Raw genomic sequence first — 18,497 nt, forward strand, 5'->3', positions numbered from 1 at the left:
CTCCGGATGTCCGCGACCCGGAGGACAATGGACTCATGGGTCACGGTGACGGCAGAGGCCGGATGGTGTCGTCTGCGGACGCCGACGACACCGGCACGCGCATCCTGCACGTCGACATGGATGCGTTCTATGCCGCAGTCGAGGTGCTCGACGATCCGAGCCTGCGCGGTCTCCCGCTGATCATCGGGGCGCCCGACGGTCGATCGGTGGTGTCCAGCGCGTCCTACGAGGCGCGGCGCTACGGCGTGCGCTCCGCGATGCCGGTGTCGCAGGCGATCCGCCTGTGCCCGACCGCGCGCATCGTGCCCCCGCACTTCCACCGCTATCAGGAGGTCTCGCGCCAGGTGATGGCGATCTTCGAGTCCTTCACCCCGCTGGTCGAGCCGCTCTCGGTCGACGAGGCGTTCCTCGATGTGCAGGGCGTCCGTCGATTGTGGGGCAGTCCGGCGCGCATCGCGCAGCTCGTCCGTGAGCGCGTGCAGGCGGAGGTGGGCATCACGTGCAGTGTCGGCGTCGCCGCGACCAAACATGTCGCCAAGATGGCCTCCACGATCGCCAAGCCCGACGGGATGCTGGTGATCGCGGGCCCCGACACGCAGGCGTTCCTCGACCCGCGCCCGGTGCGGGCGATGTGGGGTGTGGGGCCGAAGGCCGCGGAGGCGCTGGAGGGTCGCGGCATCCGCACGATCCGGGACATCCGGGAGTCGTCGAGCGACATGCTCGACCGTGCCGTCGGGCCCGCGCTCGGATCGCGCCTCGTCGCGCTCTCACGAGGCGAGGACGCGCGTGCGGTGGAGACGGAGCGGGTCGAGAAGAGCATCGGGCACGAGGAGACGTTCGACACCGATGTGACGGATCGGACGTTTCTCGGCGCCGAGCTCGCACGCCTGGCCGATCGTGTCGCCGCACGCCTTCGCCGAGCGGAGTGGGAAGCCGCGACGGTGTCGATCAAGGTGCGGTTCGATGACTTCCGCACGCTCACAAGGTCGCAGACGCTGCCGGAGCCGACCGCGGTCGGGCAGCGCATCGGCGAAGCGGCGCGCGGTCTGTTCGCGCAGATCGACCGCCATGACCCGATCCGTCTCATCGGCGTACGGGCGGAGAACCTGCGACCTGCCGGCGGCGGAGGGATCGCGCTCTGGGACGACGACGAGGACTGGCGCAGAGTCGAAGGAGCCATGGACGATGCGGTCGCGCGTTTCGGGAACGCCTCGATCACGCGGGCGCGCCATATCGGACGAGGAGAAGGCCGAGGGGCGGCGCGTCACCCCAAGGACCACGGCGTCGATTGACCCTGCGCGGTTCGCGGTCCTGGACTAGCGTGGACCCATGCCCAACATCGCACTCGAACTCGGCAAGCAGGCCGCGGCCTTCGGCGTCAAGAGCGCCTACGGCGAACCGCAGGACGTCGACGGCGTGAGCATCACGCCCGTCGCCTTCACGTACTCCGGCTTCGGCGGAGGAACCGGCGACGGCGCCGAGGGTGGCGGCGGGGGCGGCGTCTCGGTGCCTGTCGGCGTGTACGTGCGCCGCGAAGAGGGCCTGCGCTTCGAGCCGAACATCGTCACGCTGCTTGTCGTCGCCGTGCCTTTCGTCTGGGTCGCCGGACGCGCTCTCTCCCGCATCATCCGTGCGCTCAAGAAGTGACGATCCGGTCGCGGCGGCGCTTGATGACGCCGCGAACCTGATCGTCGCGGATATCCGCGCCCTGGCCGCCACGAATCCGGTGGTCCTGATCGACGGGCGCAGCGGGGCAGGCAAGACGACCCTCGCGCGCCTGCTGGTCGAACGCTGGCCCGTGCGCGGTCGTGTGCAGCTCATTGCGCTCGACTCGATCTACCCGGGCTGGGACGGCCTGGAATCGGGCGTACAGCGCGCTGTCGACGGCATCCTCCGCCCGCACGGTCGCGGGCTGCTCGGCACCTGGCGGCGCTGGGACTGGGAGCACGGACGCGATGCGGAGTCGCACGCCGTCGACCCGGCGCTCAGTCTGCTGGTGGAGGGAAGCGGCATCCTCACTCCGACCACGGCCGCGATCGCCGACGTGCGGATCTGGGTGGATGCCGGCGACGAGGCCCGTAAGCGACGCGCGCTGGCTCGGGATGGCGATGCCTACCGGCCGCACTGGGAGCGCTGGGCGAGCCAAGAGGAGAAGCATCTCTCGGAGGACGGCCCTCGCGCGCTGGCCACGCGGATCGTCGCGGTGCCGTGATCGCCGATTGCCGGCCCCGAGAGATCAGTCGAGTTCGTCCGCTGCCTGGACGATGATCTCGAGGCGGTACCCGAGCCAGTCGTAGACGCCGTATCGGGCGTCGTCCGGATCGTGGTCGTCCTCGCTATCGACGCCCAGTCGTGCGGCGATCACGAGTCTGAGCGCCGTGAGGGTGCGCAGCCAGGCATCGGCGTCCGATTCCGTCAGATGCAGATCATGTTCGGCGAACGCGTCATGCTCCGACAGCTCCGTGTCCGAGCGGAGCGGCGCGAGAAGGTTCCGCACGACCTCCGCATCGTTCAGCCGGCGATCGAAGAGGTCGCCGCGCGTGGCGTCGCGGAACTCGCGCGACGCCTCGATGTCGTCGGGGTAGGCGTCGGGGGCGAGGCGGGCGACCGCCGGGTCCGAGAGATCGCGGTCGGCGCCGACGAGTTCGACGAAATCATCGACCAGCCGCAGGAGCTGGATGCCTTCGATCCGAGCCATGCGCATCTCGAACGTCGTCATGCGGCGACCTTCCGCACGGTGGCCCACAGCCCGTAGTCGTGCATCGCCTGCGCATGCACCTCCATGGTCTCGCGCGGACCCGTCGCGACGATCGCGTGGCCGTCGTTGTGCACGGCGAGCATCAGACGGGTCGCGTGTTCGGGGGAGTAGCCGAAGTACGTGCGGAAGACACGGACGACGTAGCTCATGAGGTTGACCGGGTCATTCCACACGACGACCTCCCAGGGCTCCATGGGGGCGGCCGAGAGGTCGAGAGTCTCGTCGAGCTCCGGGGTGGCGAGCGGCATCACGCCCATCCCAGTTCGTGGAGCTGCTCGTCGTCGATCCCGTAGAAGTGAGCGATCTCGTGCACGAGGGTCGTGTGGATCTCGTCGCGCAGCTCGCTCTCGTCGTCGCAGGCCGCCAGGTGCGGTTCGCGATAGACGACGATGCGATCGGGTAGCTCTCCCATGCCGTACTGCGTCCGTTCCGTGAGCGCCAGCCCGTCGTAGAGGCCGAGGAGGTCGAGACTCCCGTCTTCGGGGCGGTCCTCGACTACGAACACCACGTTGTCGAGCCCGTCGACCATATCGTCCGGCAGTCGGTCGAGTTCGTCGACGACGATCTCTTCGAAGGCTGCTGCTTCCATCTCCATCGTCCCCAGCCTATTGCCGCAGGAGGCACGACGCGTCAGTGCAGGAAGACGAGAAGTGCGGCGACAGCGATGAACAGGACCCCGAAGATCGCGTTCAGCACCCGCTGTCCGCGCACCGACCGTGTGAGTCGGCGGAACGGTCGTGCCGCGGCCGCGAAGAACCCCCACATCACGATCACGTCGACCACGATCACGGTGATGATCAGCGTCAGGTACTGCGGCAGCTGCGGCTCGTCGAGGCGCACGAACTGCGGGATGAACGCGAGGAAGAACACGATCGCCTTGGGGTTGAGGAGGTTCACCCAGAACCCCCGTCGGATCATCGACCAGTGGCCTTCCCTGGTGTCGTCGAGCTCTTCGTCGACACCCGTCACCGGAGCCGCACGCGTAAGGATCAGCCGGACGCCGAGGTACACGAGGTACGCCGCGCCCGCGTACCGGATGACGTTGAAGAGCACCTCGGAGCGGGAGACGATGAGACCGACGCCGGCGGCGACGATCACGACGTGGACGATCAGCGCGAGCTGTTGCCCGACGATGCCCCAGATCGACCGCCGCCAGCCCTGGCTGAGAGCGTTCGACATGGTGTTGATCGCGCCCGCGCCGGGCGTGAAGCTGATGACGACGCACGCCGTGAGGAGGGAGAACCAGACAGCGAGCGACACCCCGCAATCCTATGGCTCTTCCGCACCTCTCCCGACGTCAGACGGGCGTGCGTTCAGGGGTGGCGAGATCACGCGGTCGCAGCTGCACCCGGCGCAGCAGCTGGGCGTTCAACGCCACGACTATCGTCGACAGCGACATGAGGATCGCGCCGACGGACATCGGCAGCACGAACCCCCAGGGAGCAAGGACGCCCGCGGCGAGAGGCACGGACAGGAGGTTGTAGCCGGCCGCCCACCAGAGGTTCTGCGTCATCTTGCGGTAGCTCGCGCGTGACAGCACGATCACCGAATCCACCATGCGCGGATCGTCGCTCGCGAGGATCACGCCGGCGGATCCGATCGCCACGTCCGTGCCCGCGCCGATCGCGAGTCCGACGTCGGCCTGCGCGAGCGCCGGGGCGTCGTTGACGCCGTCGCCGACCATCGCGACGATGCGTCCTTCGGACTGGAGCGCGCGCACGGTCGCGGACTTCTCCTCCGGGCGCACGCCGGCGAACACACGACGGATGCCGACCTCGGCTGCGACGTGCTCAGCGACCGCCTCCGCGTCACCCGTGATCATGATCACCTCGATCCCGCGTGCGCGCAGCTCGCGAACGGCGGCATCCGATTCGGGGCGCACGTCGTCGGCGAGCCGCAATGCACCGGCGACGCGTCCGTCGATGACGACGTGAAGGATGATGGCGCCTTCGGCACGCCACACCTCAGCGCCGGCGAACTCCGAGAGCGACTCCTCGTCCAGCAGGTGGGGTCCGCCGACGGCGACGCGGTGTCCGTCGACGACGGCACGGACGCCGACCGCCGGAGACGACGTGAATCCGGTGGCCGCGGGAAGCGCGAGGCCTCGCCGCCGAGCGGCGTCGACGATCGCTTGAGCGAGAGGGTGCTCGGAGTCGTTCTCCGCGGCAGCGGCGATCCGCAGCAGGTCATCAGGCGAGATGTCGCTCACCGCCTCGACGGCCGTGACCGCCGGCGCGCCGGTGGTGAGGGTGCCGGTCTTGTCGAACAGCACCGTGTCGACCGTGCGCATGGTCTCGAGCGCGAGTCGATCCTTCACGAGGATGCCGGTGCGCGCTGCGCGTTCCGTCGCGATCGACACGACCAGGGGGATGGCGAGGCCGAGCGCGTGCGGGCACGCGATCACGAGGACCGTGATGGTGCGGATCACGGCGTCGTCGGGGAGCCCGGCGGCGGTCCACACGACGGCGGTGACGACGGCCGCACCCAGCGCGAACCAGAAGAGCCAGGCCGCGGCCCGATCAGCGATGCGCTGCGCGCGGGACGACGACGCCTGCGCCTCCGTGACCAGCTTCTGGATGCCGGCGAGCGCCGTGTCCGATCCGATGGCCGTGATCTCCACGCGGATGGCAGAATCGGTCGACACGGTCCCGGCGACGACGGCGGCTCCGGTCGATCGGACGACGGGACGGGACTCGCCCGTGATCATCGATTCGTCGATGCTCGACGTGCCGTCCGTGATGCGTCCGTCGGCGGGGATGCGCCCGCCGGGGCGCACGAGAACGGTGTCGCCGACGCGGAGGTCTGCGGGGAGGACCACGGTGGTGCCGTGCGCATCGATGCGCTCTGCCTCATCCGGGAGCAGTGCGGCGAGCGAGTCGAGCGCCGATGTGGTCTGGGCGAGCGAGCGCATCTCGATCCAGTGCCCGAGGAGCATGATCACGATCAGCAGCGCGAGTTCCCACCAGAACTCCAGTTCATGGTGGAGGAGGCCGAGGGTCGCTCCCCACGAGGCGAGGAAGGCGACGGTGATGGCGAGCGCGATCAGGAGCATCATCCCGGGTCGGCGGGAACGCAGCTCGGACAGCGCGCCGGTGAGGAAGGGCGCTCCGCCCCACACGAACATGACCGTGCCGAGGACCGGTGCGAGCCACAGCAGGCTGCCGGGCACTGCATAGCCGAAGATCATCGCGAACATCGGCGATGAGAGGATGACCGGGATCGCGACGGCGAGCATGATCCAGAAGAGCCGCCGGAAACGTTCGGCGTGTCCGGTGTGGCCGCCATGCTCGGCGTGGTCGTGATGTTCAGGATTCTCCGGGGTGGAGTGGTGGCCCGCGGCGTGGTGATCGTGCGACATCGGTCTGCTCCGTTCTTTTCTGATCGAGTCAACGTAATACCCTTAGGGGGTATTCCTGCGGGTGTGAAAAAGGCCCGGATCTGAGATCCGGGCCTTCTTGGGGTGAGTAACGGGACTCGAACCCGCGACATCCGGCACCACAAGCCAGCGCTCTACCAGCTGAGCTATACCCACCATGTGCCGATCGGAATCGGCAACCAGACGAGTCTATTACATGTTCGGGGCGAACTCTGACACAGCCCGGGTCGCGATGTCTCGCGCATCGTCACTGGACGGGCCCGGCTCGTCGACGAAGACGGCCTCCCGGTAGTAGCGAAGCTCGCGGATCGACTCGAGGATGTCGGCGAGCGCGCGGTGGCCGCCGTCCTTCGAGGGAGCCTGGAAGAACACCCGCGGGTACCAGCGGCGTGAGAGCTCCTTAATGCTGGACACGTCGACGTTGCGGTAGTGCAGCCACTGATCGACGTCGGGCATGTACTTCGCGAGGAACATCCGGTCGGTGCCGATCGTGTTGCCGGCGAGGGGCGCTTTGCGCTCGACGGGAGCGAATCGCTTGATGTAGGCGAGGGTCTGCGCCTGCGCCTCGGCGAGGGTGACGCCGTCGGAGATCTCTGCGAGCAGCCCGGAGGTCTCGTGCATCGTCGTGACGAAGTCGTTCATGTGATCGAGGGCCGCGGCGCTCGGGCGGATGACCACCTGGAAGCCGGGGTCCACCGGATTGAGCTCGAAGTCGGTGATCACCACGGCGATCTCGACGAGTTCATCCACCGCGAGATCGAGACCTGTCATCTCGCAGTCGATCCAGACGAGACGGTCGTTCTCTGACGCAGATACCATGCCGACATCCTATCGACGGCTCCGACAACGGACTCCGGTGCGCTGTAGGCTAGGGGCACTCGCCTCCGTAGCTCAGGGGAAAGAGCAGGAGCCTTCTAATCTCTTGGTCGCAGGTTCGAATCCTGCCGGGGGCGCATATGAGTCCGGCAGGCATCGATTCCCGGACATCTTCGCGCGCTAGCCGTTCCTCAGTGCGGCGACGGCGTCGTCCGCGCGCCAGAAGTCGCCGACGAGTCGAAAGCTCGCCGTCGGCAGGTGCAGTCGTTCCGCGCGGTAGCGGATGCCCAGGGGGTCGGTGGCGACTCGGAGGTGGCCCAGTACGCGTCCCGTCGCGTCTTGGACCCGCCACAGGTGTGCCGACGCGCGCACGAGGTACTCGCGCTGGGAAGACAGTGGTGGGGTTGCGAACGGAACCTCGGGAGCGGTCAAGATCTGGGTGTCGGACATCGGTTTCTCCTCTCTCATTCGAACATATGACCGACCACCGACATTCCCGTCGCGAAGCCGTGAGGCGATCTGCCGATGCTCTCTGCACATCCGGCGATTGCGCGAACACTCTCCACGGACAGTGCGTTCGCGGTACCCGGAGGTCTGCCGGTGCGCGCAAGCTGAGTGCACCCGGGCGTCGGTCCCGGATCACAGAGGAGCAGACATGCAGGACATCGTGACGATCGTGGGCAATGTGGCGACGGACCCGACCCAGGGGAGGACCACGGGTGGAGCGCCCGTGACGAATTTCCGGCTCGCGAGCACGCACCGGCGATTCGATGACGCGACGCAGACGTGGATCGACGTGACCACCAATTGGTACTCGGTCGCCGCGTTCCGTGGACTCGCGGAGAACGTGACCGCGTCGTTGCGCGCGGGGGACAGTGTGATCGTCACGGGGCGGATCAAGATCCGGGCGTGGGAGAACAACGGCAAGCAAGGCACGAGCGTCGACATCGAAGCCGATGCGATCGGACGCGACCTCCGCTGGGGCACTTCGAACTATCGCCGCGCATCGCGAGCGTCCTCCGACGACGGCGCCCGTGGCCGCTCGGCCGCGCAGTCCGACGGATCCGAGCGCGACCGGACACAGGACGGCGCCGAGGCGGTTGTGGAGGAGGAGATGGACGTCGACATCGCGTGGGCGGATCCCGCGTTGTCCCGGGGCGGTGACGTGCCGTCGATGGCTCTCGCCGGCGAGGATGCGAGCGCATCGCGCTGACCACGATGTGGCGAGCGCATCGACTGCGCGCGCTCGGGAGCGGGTCGCCCCGTAGACTCGGGTCGTGCTTCGACGACCTGCCCCTCCCGTGACGCGCGCGGTCCTTGCAGCAGGCGCACTCGCCGCACTCCTGGCACTCGCCTCCTGCGCGCCCCAGGGCGACCAGTCGCCGTCGCCGAGTCCGGGAACACCCTCGCCGAGTGCGCCGGCAAGTCCGGAGGCGCCCGCGTACGTCGCCGACGGCAGCGCGGCGGACAACCTTCCGCTGTTCACTGCCGTGACCGCGCAGGTCTGGTCGTCGGATCAGCGCGGCGCCGGGCGGGCGTACATCGACGCGCTCATCGCGGCCGGGTTCGACCGAGCGGCGATGCAGGTCACGCAGGACGTCACGACCGTCGGCAACGCCGTCGAGAGTCTGCAGTTCTCCGTGGCGTGGGGCGAGGCCGAGTGCTTGATCGGGCAGGTCGGCCCCTCGACCGGTGAGCCCGTGACGCTCGTGATGCCGCAGCTCGACGGCGGACGCTGCCTCATCGGCACCACACGCGCGATCGACTGGTGACCCCGAGCGGGGCCGGTAGGCTGGGGTGTCGATCCTCGACGCCAACAGAAGGAGCGGTTTTCGGTGGCTGAGTACATCTACTCGATGGTTCGTGCACGCAAGGCGGTGGGCGAGAAGCTCATCCTCGACGATGTGACGATGTCGTTCCTGCCCGGTGCGAAGATCGGCATGGTCGGTCCGAACGGTGCCGGAAAGTCGACGATCCTCAAGATCATGGCGGGGCTCGACACCCCCTCGAACGGTGAGGCGAAGCTCACCCCGGGGTTCACCGTCGGCATCCTCATGCAGGAGCCTGAGCTGGACGAATCGAAGACCGTGCTCGAGAACATCCAGGACGGCATCGCCATCAAGGCCAAGCTCGACCGGTTCAACGAGATCTCGGCTCTCATGGCTGACCCCGACGCGGATTTCGACGCCCTGCTGGCCGAGATGGGGACGCTGCAGGAGGAGATCGACGCGGCCGACGGCTGGGACCTCGACTCGCAGCTCGACCAGGCGATGGACGCCCTGCGCACCCCGCCGGGTGACGCCGCGATCGCCCCGCTGTCGGGTGGCGAGAAGCGTCGTGTGGCACTTGCCAAGCTTCTGCTTCAGAAGCCCGACCTGCTGCTCCTCGACGAGCCCACCAACCACCTCGACGCCGAGAGCGTGCTCTGGCTCGAGCAGCACCTGCAGGCGTACAAGGGCGCAGTGATCGCGATCACCCACGACCGGTACTTCCTCGACCACGTGGCCGAGTGGATCGCCGAGGTCGATCGTGGTCGCCTCATCGGCTACGAGGGCAACTACTCGACCTACCTGGAGAAGAAGGGCGAGCGCCTGGAGATCCAGGGCAAGAAGGACGCGAAGCTCGCGAAGCGCCTCAAGGAGGAGCTCGAGTGGGTGCGCTCCAGCGCCAAGGGACGTCAGACGAAGTCGAAGGCGCGTCTGGCCCGCTACGAGGAGATGGCGGCGGAGGCGGAGCGGACGCGGAAGCTGGACTTCGAGGAGATCCAGATCCCCGCGGGTCCGCGTCTCGGCAACGTGGTGATCGAGGCCAAGAAGCTGCAGAAGGGCTTCGACGGTCGGTCGCTCATCGACGGTCTCAGCTTCAGCTTGCCGCCGAACGGCATCGTCGGCGTGATCGGCCCGAACGGCGTCGGCAAGACGACGCTCTTCAAGACGATCGTGGGGCTCGAGCCGCTCGACGGCGGCGACCTGAAGATCGGCGAGACGGTCAAGATCAGCTACGTCGACCAGTCCCGGGCGAGCATCGATCCCGACAAGACGCTGTGGGAGGTCGTGTCCGACGGGCTCGACTTCATCACGGTGGGCAAGACCGAGATCCCGTCGCGGGCCTACGTCTCGAAGTTCGGATTCAAGGGGCCCGACCAGCAGAAGAAGGCGGGTGTGCTCTCCGGCGGTGAGCGCAACCGTCTGAACCTGGCGCTCACGCTCAAGGAGGGCGGCAACCTGCTGCTCCTCGACGAGCCGACCAACGACCTCGACGTCGAGACCCTGAGCTCGCTCGAGAACGCGCTCCTCGAGTTCCCCGGCTGCGCTGTGGTGATCACCCACGACCGGTGGTTCCTCGACCGCATCGCCACGCACATCCTCGCCTATGAAGGCACCGATGAGAACCCCGACCGGTGGTACTGGTTCGAGGGCAACTTCGAGGCCTACGAGGAGAACAAGATCGAGCGTCTCGGCCCCGACGCCGCGAAGCCGCACCGCTCCACGCACCGCAAGCTGACGCGCGACTGATCGCGATGTCGGACGCCACCCCCGGATCACGCCTGCACATCCCCATCCAGTTGCGATGGGGGGACCTGGACGCCTTCAACCACGTCAACAACACCTCGATGCTCAAGCTTCTCGAGGAGGCGCGGGTGCGAGCGTTCTGGCGGGCTGGTCCGGGGGAGACCGCGCCCTCGACAGCCGTGCTCGACTCGGGCATCGAAGAGGGCATCCTCACGCTCATCGCGCGGCAGGAGATCGAGTACCTCGCACCGGTGCCGTACCAGCGTCGTCCTCTCGAGGTGCAGATGTGGTTCGGCAAGCTCGGCGGGTCGAGCGTCGAGGTCTGCTACGAGGTCCACAACGACCCCGCAGCCGAGCCGCGGGAGATCTATGCCCGCTCGACGGCGGTGATCGTGCTCGTCGATGCCGGAACGGGGCGTCCGACACGACTCACTCAGGAGATGCGCGACGCCTGGGCTCCGTACACAGGTCCGTCGATCGAGTACGCGCACCGCTGACGCGGCCTCGCAGGCCGGGCGCGACGCCGAACGTCAGGTCGTTTCGGGCACCCGGATCATGATCTCCTGGGCGACCGATGCGACGAGCTGACCCTCGCGCGTGTAGATCCGCCCCTGGGCGAGACCCCGTCCGCCCCGCGCGTTCGGCGATTCCTGCACGTACAGCAGCCAGTCGTCCACGCGTGCGGGGCGATGCCACCACATCGCGTGGTCGAGGCTCGCGACCTTGAGGCCGGGGAGCGCCCAGAAGACGCCGTGTGCGCGGAGGATGGACTCCTGGATCGTCATGTCACTGAGGTAGGCGAGCGCCGCGCGATGGATGCGCTGGTCGTCGGGGAGCGGAGCACGCATCCGCATCCATACACCCTGGTGGGCTACCCGTTCGTCATCGCTGGGCAGGAAGAGCGGAGTATCGACGTGTCGGATGTCTGCCGCCCGGTCCGCGAGCATCTTCGCCGTTCCGGGCGGGAGCCCGTCCACGCGCTCCTCATCGGGCAGCAGGGTCTCTGGTGCCGGTACGCCGTCGGGCATCGGCGTCGCGTGCTCGACGCCCGGATCCTCGTCCTGGAACGCGGCGATCATCGAGAAGATCGGCACACCGTTCTGGTAGGCCTGCGAGCGTCGCGTCGAGAAGGAGCGCCCGTCGTGGATGCGGTCGACGGCGATCGTGAGTCCCTGCGACGCATCGCCCGGTCGCAGGAAGTACCCGTGCATCGAATGCACCGCCCTGTCTTCGGGCAGAGTCCGCTCGGCCGCCAGGAGGGTCTGCGCGAGCACCTGGCCGCCGTAGATCCGGCCGGACGGCATCGGGTGCGAGCGCCCGGTGAAGATGTCCTCGGTGGTCCGCGCCTGCGTGGCGTCGAGATCGAGAACCGCCAGCAGCTGCTCGACGGTGCGGATCGCGTGGGCATCGGCGGTCATGGAGTCCTCCCCGCGGCTGGGCTGACCGCTGCGTTGATAGTTTAGATGCTGTGCCCCACCAGCTCGTCCTCGCCGATGCCCCGACGACCAAGGACGTGCTGACGTTCTTCGGACGCGCCGGCCGCATCTCCGACGAGGGCGTCCGTCTGCAGGCTGCGCGCGGGGTGCTCGCTCTCACGAGCGCGGCGCTCGCCCCGCGCGGGCTGTTCGACCACACGCCAACGGTTCTCGGGATGCGCGTGGTCAACGTCGACCCTGAGCTCGAGTGCGACGTGGTGGTCGCGTCACTCACCGAGACCTCTGACGCCCGCGTGCTCGATCTGCCCGAGACGGGGCTCTCGCCGGCCTGGGCGGGCATCGCACCGCCACGAGGGGAGTGGACGACGCTCGGGCAGCTGACGGCATCCGTCATCGCACAGCGCGCCCAGTGGGGGATCAGCGCCGTCGCGCGGGGTGCGACCGACGGGGCCGGCGAGGATGCCGTGCGCGCGCTGCGCGCAGGTATCTGGGGGGAGCCGGATCCTGACCTGCTCGATCTCCCTCGCGGCGTGGCGTTCGCCGCCGATGCGTTCGGCTTCATCTCGGGCGAGGAGGACGTCGCTGTGCTCCGATCGGGACGATGGACCCGCCTCGCGTTCCGTCGTGGACACGTGCTGACCCGCGGTCCGGCCGCGATCGGGATGACCGCGGTGCGCGGAACCGGCGCGACCGCCGACTGACCGGTACGCGGCTCAGCCCGCGGCGGCTCGCCCCGCCTGTCGCCCCGAGAACAGGCATCCTCCCAGGAACGTGCCCTCGAGCGCGCGATACCCGTGCACGCCGCCGCCGCCGAAGCCGCTCGCCTCACCCGCCGCGAACAGTCCGGGGATCGCGTCCCCGTGCGCGTCCAGTGCCCGCCCGTCGAGATCCGTGTTGATGCCGCCGAGCGATTTGCGAGTGAGCACGTGGAGCTTGACGGCGATCATCGGACCGGCCGCTGGGTCTTGCAGTCGGTGGGGAGCGGCCGTGCGGATCAGTCGGTCGCCGCGGTAGCCGCGCATCGACCGGAGCATCCCGATCTGCGCATCCTTGGAGAACTCGTTGTCCATCTCGAGGTCGCGCGCGACGATCTCGCGCCGCACATGGTCGATGTCGAGCAGTTCGCCGCCGTCGTGGCGCCGCATCTGTTCGAGGAGCGACTCGAGATCGTTCTCGACGATGAAGTCGGCGCCCTCGTCCAGGAAGGACTGCACCGGGCCCGTGGGACCCTTCGCGAGACGCGAGCGGAGGAGCAGCCCGATGTCCTTGCCGGTGAGGTCGGGGTTCTGCTCGCTCCCCGACAGCGCGAACTCCTTTTCGACGATCTGCCTCGAGGTGACGAACCAGGAGTGGTCGTGGCCTGTGGAGCGGAGATGGGCGAGCGTGCCGAGCGTGTCGAAGCCGGGGAAGAGCGGCACCGGGAGACGCCGTCCGGTGGCGTCGAGCCACAGCGACGAGGGACCGGGCAGGATGCGGATGCCGTGCGACGGCCACACCGGATCCCAATTGCGGATCCCTTCGACGTAGTGCCACATGCGATCGCCGTTTATGAGCCGAGCCCCCGCTGCGTCGCTGACCGCCTGCATCGAGCCGTCCACGTAGGCGGGCACGCCGGTCAGCATGTGCTCCGGAGGCGTGCCGAGCCGGGCCGGCCAGGCCGCCCGCACGAGGTCGTGATTGCCGCCGATCCCGCCCGAGGCGACGATCGTCGCCGATGCCGTGACGGTGAAGTCGCCGATCACCTCGCGGGATGACTCGACTCCGCGCTCGGCTCCGCTGGAGGCGAGTACCGATCCGCTCGCGCCCGTGACCGTTCCGTCGGTCACGGTCAGCGCGGTCACGCGATGCCGGGGGAGCACCGTCAGGCGCCCCTCGCGCTCGCCCTGCTCGACCGCCGCCTGGAACGGCGCGACGATACCGGGCCCGGTTCCCCAGGTGATGTGGAAACGCGGCACGGAGTTGCCCGGCCCCAGGGCGCCGTATCCGCCACGCTCTGCCCACCCGACCACGGGGAAGAACCCCACGCCGCGCTCGCGCAGCCAGGCGCGCTTCTCGCCGGCGGCGAACTGCAGGTACGCCTCGGCCCAACGGCGCGGCCAGTCGTCCTCCGGGCGATCGAAGCCCGCCGTACCGAACCAGTCCTGCGTCGCGAGCGCGAGCGAGTCGCGGATGCCCATGCGTCGCTGCTCGGGGGAGTCGATGAAGAACAGCCCGCCGAAGGACCACCAGGCCTGGCCGCCGAGGTTCGTGCGAGGCTCCTGGTCGACGAGGATCACCCGTCGTCCGGCATCCAGGGCTTCAGACGCCGCCACGAGCCCGGCCAGCCCCCATCCGATCACGAGGACGTCGGTCGACAGGGGCGTGGTCGTCATGGGGTCTCCGTTGATTCCTGACGGGGGGTCGCGGCTGGCTGAGAGCGGGTCTCGAGAGTGGGGCGACCACCCGCATCGGCGCCGATGCCGGTGGGCTCGAACGTGTTCACCATGGCATAGGCGGCTCGTTCGAGGTAGTCCCAGAGGGTGGATTCGTGCAATGGCGACAACTGCGCCTCGTCGACGGCCGTGCGCATGTGACGCAGCCAACGATCGCGGGCGTCGGGGTCGATGTGGAACGGCAGGTGGCGCATCCGCAGGCGAGGATGCCCTCGGGTCTCGCCGTACGTCGTGGGTCCGCCCCAGTACTGCTCCAGGAAGAGCAGCAGGCGTTCTTCGGCGGGCCCGAGGTCGTCTTCCGGGTACATCGGCTTCAGCACCGGATCGAGCGCGACCTCGCGATAGAACACCGACACGATCTTCGCGAAGGTCTCGCGGCCGCCCACCTCGTCGTAGAACGTCACTTCTGCGGGCTCCCGTCGTCGTTCTGCTGCTTCTTGCGCCGCCAGATACCGCGGTCGGGGATGACAGGGACCCCGGTGACGGCGTTCGGTCGCGTCTTCGGAGGGTTCGCGCCGCGCACGCGCCGAGCGCCGTCGAGGCCCGTGGGGACCACGGTCGCCATGCTGGGCAGCGCGACGTCGGCCTCGAGGAAGGCGGCGCGCAGGCGCTTGCGCAGCTCCTGCGCCACGTCGTCCTTCGCATTCGCCCGCGCCTTGATGACGATGCGCACCACGAGCGCGTCTCCGCCGATCGACTCGAGGCCCCAGAGCTCGGGCTTCTCGATGATGCGAGTGCGCCACTTCGGATCCTTGGCCAGCCCCTGCGCGGTCTCGAGCATGGTCTTCTCGACGAGATCGAGATCGACGTCGAGCGGCATGCCGAGGTCGATGATGGCGCGCGCCCAGCCCTGAGACATGTTGCCGATGCGCGTGACCTCGCCGTTGCGCACGTACCAGAGCGTGCCGTTCACGTCGCGCACCTGGGTGATGCGGACACTCACGTACTCGACCACGCCTGTGGCGAGACCGAGATCGACGACGTCGCCGATGCCGATCTGGTCTTCCGCGACGATGAACATGCCGTTCAGCACGTCCTTGACGATGTTCTGGGCGCCGAAGCCGAGCCCGGCACCGACCGCGGCGGTGAGCAGCGTGAGCGAGCCGAGGAGGCTGTTGTCGAGCGCGTTGACGATCAGCACGATCGCGATCACGACCAGCATGACGTTCACGATGTTCTGCAGGATCGTACCGAGAGTGCGGGTGCGCTGCACGAGCCGCATGTCGGCGAGCGGGCTGCGTTCGAGAGCCTGGGTGTCATCGACGGCGGCCTTGCTCTTGGCGGTGTCGACGATGCGGTGCACGACCCGCCGGATGACGACGCGGAGCACCAAGGCGATGAGTACGCACGACACGATGATGATCGCGACGTTGAGAGCGCGCAGCCCCACGACTCCGAGGACGTTGAGGATGTCGGTCCACCAGACCGGCGGGGCGACCTGTTCGGGCGGGGGAGTGACTTGGAACGGCAGCATCATCATCCCCTCCAGAGTAGCGATCAGGCCTCTGCGCGGGCTGGACGCACCGCGCAGAGGCCTGATCGGGACGGTGAGAGGTGTCAGTCCTCCGCGTCGCGCGACTGCGCGGCGAGGGAGCGCTCGACGTCGGCGAGGTTCTCGAGCACCAGGCGGCGCAGCGCCGCGGGGGCGTCCTGGTTCGCCGCGAGCCATCCGCGGGTCGCATCGCGCAGCGCGACGTCGGCGATCGCGGTCGGGAACAGCCCCACGACCAGGTACTGGGCGATCTGGTAGGTGCGCGACTCCCAGATCGGCAGCAGCATGTCGAAGTACGGCTGCACGAACTCCCGCAGCACCTCGGTGCCGGCGGGGTGCACGAACCCGAGAGCGGCGGAACGCACGATCGTGTTCGGTGCGTCGTCCCGCTCGATCAGCGACGCCCAGGCCGCCTTCTTCGACGCGAGGTCGGGAAGCGCGGCGCGCGCCTGCGCTGCGAACTCCCCGCCCTTGGCCGTGTTGTCGGCAGCGAGCGCTGCATCGATCGCCGCGGCGTCGGTCGCGCCGATCGTGGCGAGCCCCACGAGCAGCTGCCATCCGAGGTCGGCGTCGATCTCGAGACCGGGGAGCGTCTCCTCGCCCGACCGCAGACGCCCGACGATGCCGGCATGCTCGGCGGTGACGAGCGCCCCGGCGAACGCGGTGACGAACTGCAGCTGGCTGTCGCTGCCAGACTCGGCGCCCTCGGCGAGCGTCCACAGCCCGTCGGCGACCTTCTGACGCGCGGCGGCGCGGTCGGCCGGAGCGACGTACAGCGTCGCGGCCGTGCGCAGCTGCGCGAGCGTCGTGCGCACCGTGGTCGACTCGGTCTCACGGCCGATGTTGCCGAGGACGAGGTCGATGTAGTCGGACGCGGCGGTCTCGGCGTCCCGGGTCTGGTCCCACGCGGCACCCCACACGAGCGACCGCGCGAGCGGGTCGCTGATGTCGGCGAGATGGGCGATGGCCGTCTCGAGCGAGCGCTCGTCGAGGCGGATCTTCGCGTAGGCGAGGTCGTTGTCGTTCAGCAGCACCAGATCGGGGCGCTTGCGGCCGACCAGCTCGGGGATCTCGGTGCGGTCGCCGTCGACGTCGACCTCGACGTAGTGGCTGCGCACCAGTGCGCCGTCGGTCAGCGAGTAGAAGCCGATGCCGAGACGGTGCGGACGGATCGTCGAATAGTCGGCGGGCGCGGTCTGCGTGACCGCGAAGCGCGAGATCGTGCCGTCCGCGTCGTCGACGATGAACGGTTCGAGCGTGTTCACGCCGGCCGTCTCGAGCCACTTCTTCGACCACGTGCTGAGGTCGCGCCCGCTCGTGGCCTCGAGCTCGACGAGCAGGTCGCTCAGCTCGGTGTTGCCCCACGAGTGCTTCTGGAAGTACTGCGAGACGCCCGCGAAGAACTGCTCGATGCCCACCCAGGCGGCGAGCTGCTTGAGGACCGACCCGCCCTTCGCGTAGGTGATGCCGTCGAAGTTGACCTGCACGTCTTCCAGGTCGTTGATCTCGGCGACGATCGGGTGCGTCGACGGGAGCTGGTCCTGCCGGTACGCCCAGGTCTTCTCCATGGCGTTGAACGTCGTCCACGCCTCGGTCCACTCGGTGGCCTCGGCGGTCGCGATGGTCGACGCCCACTCGGCGAACGACTCGTTGAGCCAGAGGTCGTTCCACCACTTCATGGTGACGAGGTCGCCGAACCACATGTGCGCGAGCTCGTGGAGGATCGTGACGACGCGACGCTCCTTGACGGCATCCGTCACCTTGCTGCGGAAGACGTAGGTCTCGGTGAACGTCACCGCACCCGCGTTCTCCATCGCGCCGGCGTTGAACTCCGGCACGAAGAGCTGGTCGTACTTCGCGAACGGGTACGGGACGCCGAACTTCGCCTCGAAGTACGCGAAACCCTCGCGCGTCTTGTCGAAGATGTAATCGGCGTCGAGATGCTGCCACAGGCTCTTGCGTCCGTACACGCCCAGCGGGATGACGCGGCCGGAGGCGCTCGTGAGCTCGGAGAACGTCGACTCGTACGGGCCCGCGACGAGAGCGGTGATGTACGAGGAGATGCGCGGCGTCGGCTCGAAGCCCCACGTCGCGACCGTGCCGTCGTCGTGCACGATCGGCTCGGGCGTGGGGGAGTTGGAGACGACCTTCCACGCGGCGGGCGCCGTGACCGTGAACTGGAACGTCGCCTTGAGGTCGGGCTGCTCGAACACTGCGAACACGCGGCGGGAATCGGGCACCTCGAACTGCGAGTAGAGGTAGACCTCGCCGTCGACGGGGTCGACGAACCGATGCAGGCCCTCGCCGGTGTTCGTGTACTGGCAGTCGGCGTCGACCACGAGCACGTTCTCGGCCTGCAGGCCGGTCAGCGCGATGCGCGAGTCCGCGAAGACCTCGTCGGGGTCGAGCTGCTCGCCGTTGAGCGAGAGCTCGCGCACCTCGCGGGCGATCAGATCGATGAAGGTGAAGCTCTCGGGGGTCGCGGTGAAGCGGACGACGCTGCGGGAGCCGAAGACCTCGGCGCCCTTCGTGAGGTCGAGGGACACCTCGTAGGACTGCGTGTCGACGACGTCGCGGCGCTCCTGCGCTTCGATGCGGGTGAGGTTCTCTCCAGGCACAGGTGTACTCCCAGGGGTGAGGGGATGCTGCCGTAACCCGGCGCAGTCGGCACCCAC

20 protein-coding genes and 2 tRNA genes are annotated in these 18,497 nt (G+C 68.5%); 9 read left to right on the forward strand and 13 right to left on the reverse strand.

All coding sequences use genetic code 11. From position 1 onward, the window contains the following. Positions 1-35 precede the first annotated feature (35 nt). Genes dinB through ACIPYT_RS12315 form a run of 3 tightly spaced genes read left to right on the forward strand, consistent with a single transcriptional unit; the run spans position 36 to position 2,212 of the window. Positions 36-1,292 (forward strand): DNA polymerase IV, encoded by a 1,257-nt coding sequence (gene dinB / locus ACIPYT_RS12305; protein ID WP_401074307.1) that lies wholly within the window; start codon positions 36-38, stop codon positions 1,290-1,292. Positions 1,293-1,329: 37 nt separating this feature from the next. Then, positions 1,330-1,647: a hypothetical protein gene (locus tag ACIPYT_RS12310; RefSeq protein ID WP_401074309.1), complete on the forward strand. Its 318-nt coding sequence runs from the start codon at positions 1,330-1,332 to the stop codon at positions 1,645-1,647. Beyond that, the gene (locus ACIPYT_RS12315) at positions 1,631-2,212 is read left to right on the forward strand and encodes a hypothetical protein (RefSeq protein ID WP_401074312.1); all 582 of its coding nucleotides are present in this window, start codon (positions 1,631-1,633) and stop codon (positions 2,210-2,212) included. Before ACIPYT_RS12310 ends, ACIPYT_RS12315 begins: the two co-directional genes overlap by 17 nt. Before the next feature lie 24 nt (positions 2,213-2,236). Here the strand turns inward: ACIPYT_RS12315 and ACIPYT_RS12320 are convergent, their stop codons facing one another. From ACIPYT_RS12320 to orn, 7 genes are all read right to left on the reverse strand, one after another. Further along, positions 2,237-2,719, reverse strand: coding sequence for a DUF2017 family protein (locus tag ACIPYT_RS12320; RefSeq protein ID WP_401074315.1), 483 nt, complete (start codon positions 2,717-2,719; stop codon positions 2,237-2,239). Continuing rightward, positions 2,716-3,015 carry an ATP-dependent Clp protease adapter ClpS gene (gene clpS / locus ACIPYT_RS12325; RefSeq protein WP_401074318.1) on the reverse strand — a complete coding sequence of 100 codons (300 nt, stop codon included), beginning with the start codon at positions 3,013-3,015 and terminating at the stop codon, positions 2,716-2,718. The genes ACIPYT_RS12320 and clpS overlap by 4 nt, the downstream gene beginning before the upstream one ends. Then, entirely contained in the window at positions 3,006-3,353 is a 348-nt protein-coding gene (locus ACIPYT_RS12330; protein WP_401074321.1) for a metallopeptidase family protein, read from the reverse strand. The genes clpS and ACIPYT_RS12330 overlap by 10 nt, the downstream gene beginning before the upstream one ends. Positions 3,354-3,388: 35 nt before the next feature. Further along, on the reverse strand, positions 3,389-4,018 hold the full coding sequence (locus ACIPYT_RS12335; RefSeq protein WP_401074324.1) for a LysE family transporter: 630 nt from the start codon (positions 4,016-4,018) through the stop codon (positions 3,389-3,391). 37 nt (positions 4,019-4,055) lie between these two features. Continuing rightward, on the reverse strand, positions 4,056-6,116 hold the full coding sequence (locus ACIPYT_RS12340; RefSeq protein ID WP_401074327.1) for a heavy metal translocating P-type ATPase: 2,061 nt from the start codon (positions 6,114-6,116) through the stop codon (positions 4,056-4,058). Between the two features lie 98 nt (positions 6,117-6,214). Then, positions 6,215-6,290: transfer RNA gene (locus ACIPYT_RS12345), tRNA-His, on the reverse strand. A 36-nt stretch (positions 6,291-6,326) separates the two neighbouring features. Continuing rightward, positions 6,327-6,953, reverse strand: a complete 627-nt coding sequence (gene orn, locus ACIPYT_RS12350; RefSeq protein ID WP_401074330.1) for an oligoribonuclease — start codon at positions 6,951-6,953, stop codon at positions 6,327-6,329. Between the two features lie 61 nt (positions 6,954-7,014). Here orn and ACIPYT_RS12355 point away from each other — a divergent pair. Then, a tRNA-Arg gene (locus ACIPYT_RS12355) sits at positions 7,015-7,087 on the forward strand. Positions 7,088-7,130: 43 nt separating this feature from the next. Here ACIPYT_RS12355 and ACIPYT_RS12360 read toward each other — a convergent pair. Further along, positions 7,131-7,400: a hypothetical protein gene (locus tag ACIPYT_RS12360; RefSeq protein ID WP_401074333.1), complete on the reverse strand. Its 270-nt coding sequence runs from the start codon at positions 7,398-7,400 to the stop codon at positions 7,131-7,133. Between the two features lie 205 nt (positions 7,401-7,605). Here ACIPYT_RS12360 and ACIPYT_RS12365 point away from each other — a divergent pair, with 205 nt between their 5' ends. The 4 genes from ACIPYT_RS12365 to ACIPYT_RS12380 all read left to right on the forward strand — a co-directional run bounded on the left by ACIPYT_RS12365 (position 7,606) and on the right by ACIPYT_RS12380 (position 10,959). After that, a complete protein-coding gene (locus ACIPYT_RS12365; RefSeq protein WP_401074336.1) occupies positions 7,606-8,163 on the forward strand; it encodes a single-stranded DNA-binding protein in 558 nt (185 codons plus the stop codon). Positions 8,164-8,227: 64 nt separating this feature from the next. After that, positions 8,228-8,722, forward strand: a complete 495-nt coding sequence (locus ACIPYT_RS12370; protein WP_401074339.1) for a DUF6993 domain-containing protein — start codon at positions 8,228-8,230, stop codon at positions 8,720-8,722. A gap of 63 nt (positions 8,723-8,785) precedes the next feature. Then, the gene (ettA, locus tag ACIPYT_RS12375) at positions 8,786-10,465 is read left to right on the forward strand and encodes an energy-dependent translational throttle protein EttA (protein ID WP_401074342.1); all 1,680 of its coding nucleotides are present in this window, start codon (positions 8,786-8,788) and stop codon (positions 10,463-10,465) included. A gap of 5 nt (positions 10,466-10,470) precedes the next feature. Beyond that, the gene (locus ACIPYT_RS12380) at positions 10,471-10,959 is read left to right on the forward strand and encodes an acyl-CoA thioesterase (RefSeq protein WP_401074345.1); all 489 of its coding nucleotides are present in this window, start codon (positions 10,471-10,473) and stop codon (positions 10,957-10,959) included. Positions 10,960-10,992: 33 nt separating this feature from the next. On the opposite strand, the gene ACIPYT_RS12385 is transcribed toward ACIPYT_RS12380, so the two are convergent. Continuing rightward, on the reverse strand, positions 10,993-11,880 hold the full coding sequence (locus ACIPYT_RS12385; protein ID WP_401074348.1) for an acyl-CoA thioesterase: 888 nt from the start codon (positions 11,878-11,880) through the stop codon (positions 10,993-10,995). A gap of 50 nt (positions 11,881-11,930) precedes the next feature. Between ACIPYT_RS12385 and ACIPYT_RS12390 the strand changes: the two genes are divergently transcribed. Continuing rightward, positions 11,931-12,599, forward strand: a complete 669-nt coding sequence (locus tag ACIPYT_RS12390; RefSeq protein ID WP_401074351.1) for a hypothetical protein — start codon at positions 11,931-11,933, stop codon at positions 12,597-12,599. 12 nt (positions 12,600-12,611) lie between these two features. On the opposite strand, the gene ACIPYT_RS12395 is transcribed toward ACIPYT_RS12390, so the two are convergent. From ACIPYT_RS12395 to pepN, 4 genes are all read right to left on the reverse strand, one after another. Continuing rightward, positions 12,612-14,270, reverse strand: coding sequence for an FAD-binding dehydrogenase (locus ACIPYT_RS12395; protein WP_401074354.1), 1,659 nt, complete (start codon positions 14,268-14,270; stop codon positions 12,612-12,614). Then, positions 14,267-14,779 carry a globin gene (locus tag ACIPYT_RS12400; RefSeq protein WP_401074839.1) on the reverse strand — a complete coding sequence of 171 codons (513 nt, stop codon included), beginning with the start codon at positions 14,777-14,779 and terminating at the stop codon, positions 14,267-14,269. The genes ACIPYT_RS12395 and ACIPYT_RS12400 overlap by 4 nt, the downstream gene beginning before the upstream one ends. After that, positions 14,731-15,807 (reverse strand): mechanosensitive ion channel family protein, encoded by a 1,077-nt coding sequence (locus ACIPYT_RS12405; protein ID WP_401074841.1) that lies wholly within the window; start codon positions 15,805-15,807, stop codon positions 14,731-14,733. The genes ACIPYT_RS12400 and ACIPYT_RS12405 overlap by 49 nt, the downstream gene beginning before the upstream one ends. An 80-nt stretch (positions 15,808-15,887) precedes the next feature. Beyond that, positions 15,888-18,440 (reverse strand): aminopeptidase N, encoded by a 2,553-nt coding sequence (gene pepN / locus ACIPYT_RS12410; RefSeq protein WP_401074357.1) that lies wholly within the window; start codon positions 18,438-18,440, stop codon positions 15,888-15,890. Between the last annotated feature and the right edge of the window lie 57 nt (positions 18,441-18,497).

Source organism: Microbacterium sp. NPDC089695, assembly GCF_044749085.1.
Classification (GTDB): Bacteria; Actinomycetota; Actinomycetes; order Actinomycetales; family Microbacteriaceae; genus Microbacterium.

Bases quoted from the DNA above. Each gene is read 5' to 3' on its own strand.
- ACIPYT_RS12395 (WP_401074354.1), bottom strand. From the start codon at position 14,270: ATGACGACCACGCCCCTGTCGACCGACGTCCTCGTGATCGGATGGGGG.
- ACIPYT_RS12365 (WP_401074336.1), top strand. From the start codon at position 7,606: ATGCAGGACATCGTGACGATCGTGGGCAATGTGGCGACGGACCCGACC.
- ACIPYT_RS12405 (WP_401074841.1), bottom strand. From the start codon at position 15,807: ATGATGCTGCCGTTCCAAGTCACTCCCCCGCCCGAACAGGTCGCCCCG.
- clpS (WP_401074318.1), bottom strand. From the start codon at position 3,015: ATGGGCGTGATGCCGCTCGCCACCCCGGAGCTCGACGAGACTCTCGAC.
- ACIPYT_RS12330 (WP_401074321.1), bottom strand. From the start codon at position 3,353: ATGGAGATGGAAGCAGCAGCCTTCGAAGAGATCGTCGTCGACGAACTC.
- ACIPYT_RS12385 (WP_401074348.1), bottom strand. From the start codon at position 11,880: ATGACCGCCGATGCCCACGCGATCCGCACCGTCGAGCAGCTGCTGGCG.
- ACIPYT_RS12360 (WP_401074333.1), bottom strand. From the start codon at position 7,400: ATGTCCGACACCCAGATCTTGACCGCTCCCGAGGTTCCGTTCGCAACC.
- orn (WP_401074330.1), bottom strand. From the start codon at position 6,953: ATGGTATCTGCGTCAGAGAACGACCGTCTCGTCTGGATCGACTGCGAG.
- ACIPYT_RS12340 (WP_401074327.1), bottom strand. From the start codon at position 6,116: ATGTCGCACGATCACCACGCCGCGGGCCACCACTCCACCCCGGAGAAT.
- ACIPYT_RS12380 (WP_401074345.1), top strand. From the start codon at position 10,471: ATGTCGGACGCCACCCCCGGATCACGCCTGCACATCCCCATCCAGTTG.
- dinB (WP_401074307.1), top strand. From the start codon at position 36: ATGGGTCACGGTGACGGCAGAGGCCGGATGGTGTCGTCTGCGGACGCC.
- ACIPYT_RS12320 (WP_401074315.1), bottom strand. From the start codon at position 2,719: ATGACGACGTTCGAGATGCGCATGGCTCGGATCGAAGGCATCCAGCTC.
- ACIPYT_RS12310 (WP_401074309.1), top strand. From the start codon at position 1,330: ATGCCCAACATCGCACTCGAACTCGGCAAGCAGGCCGCGGCCTTCGGC.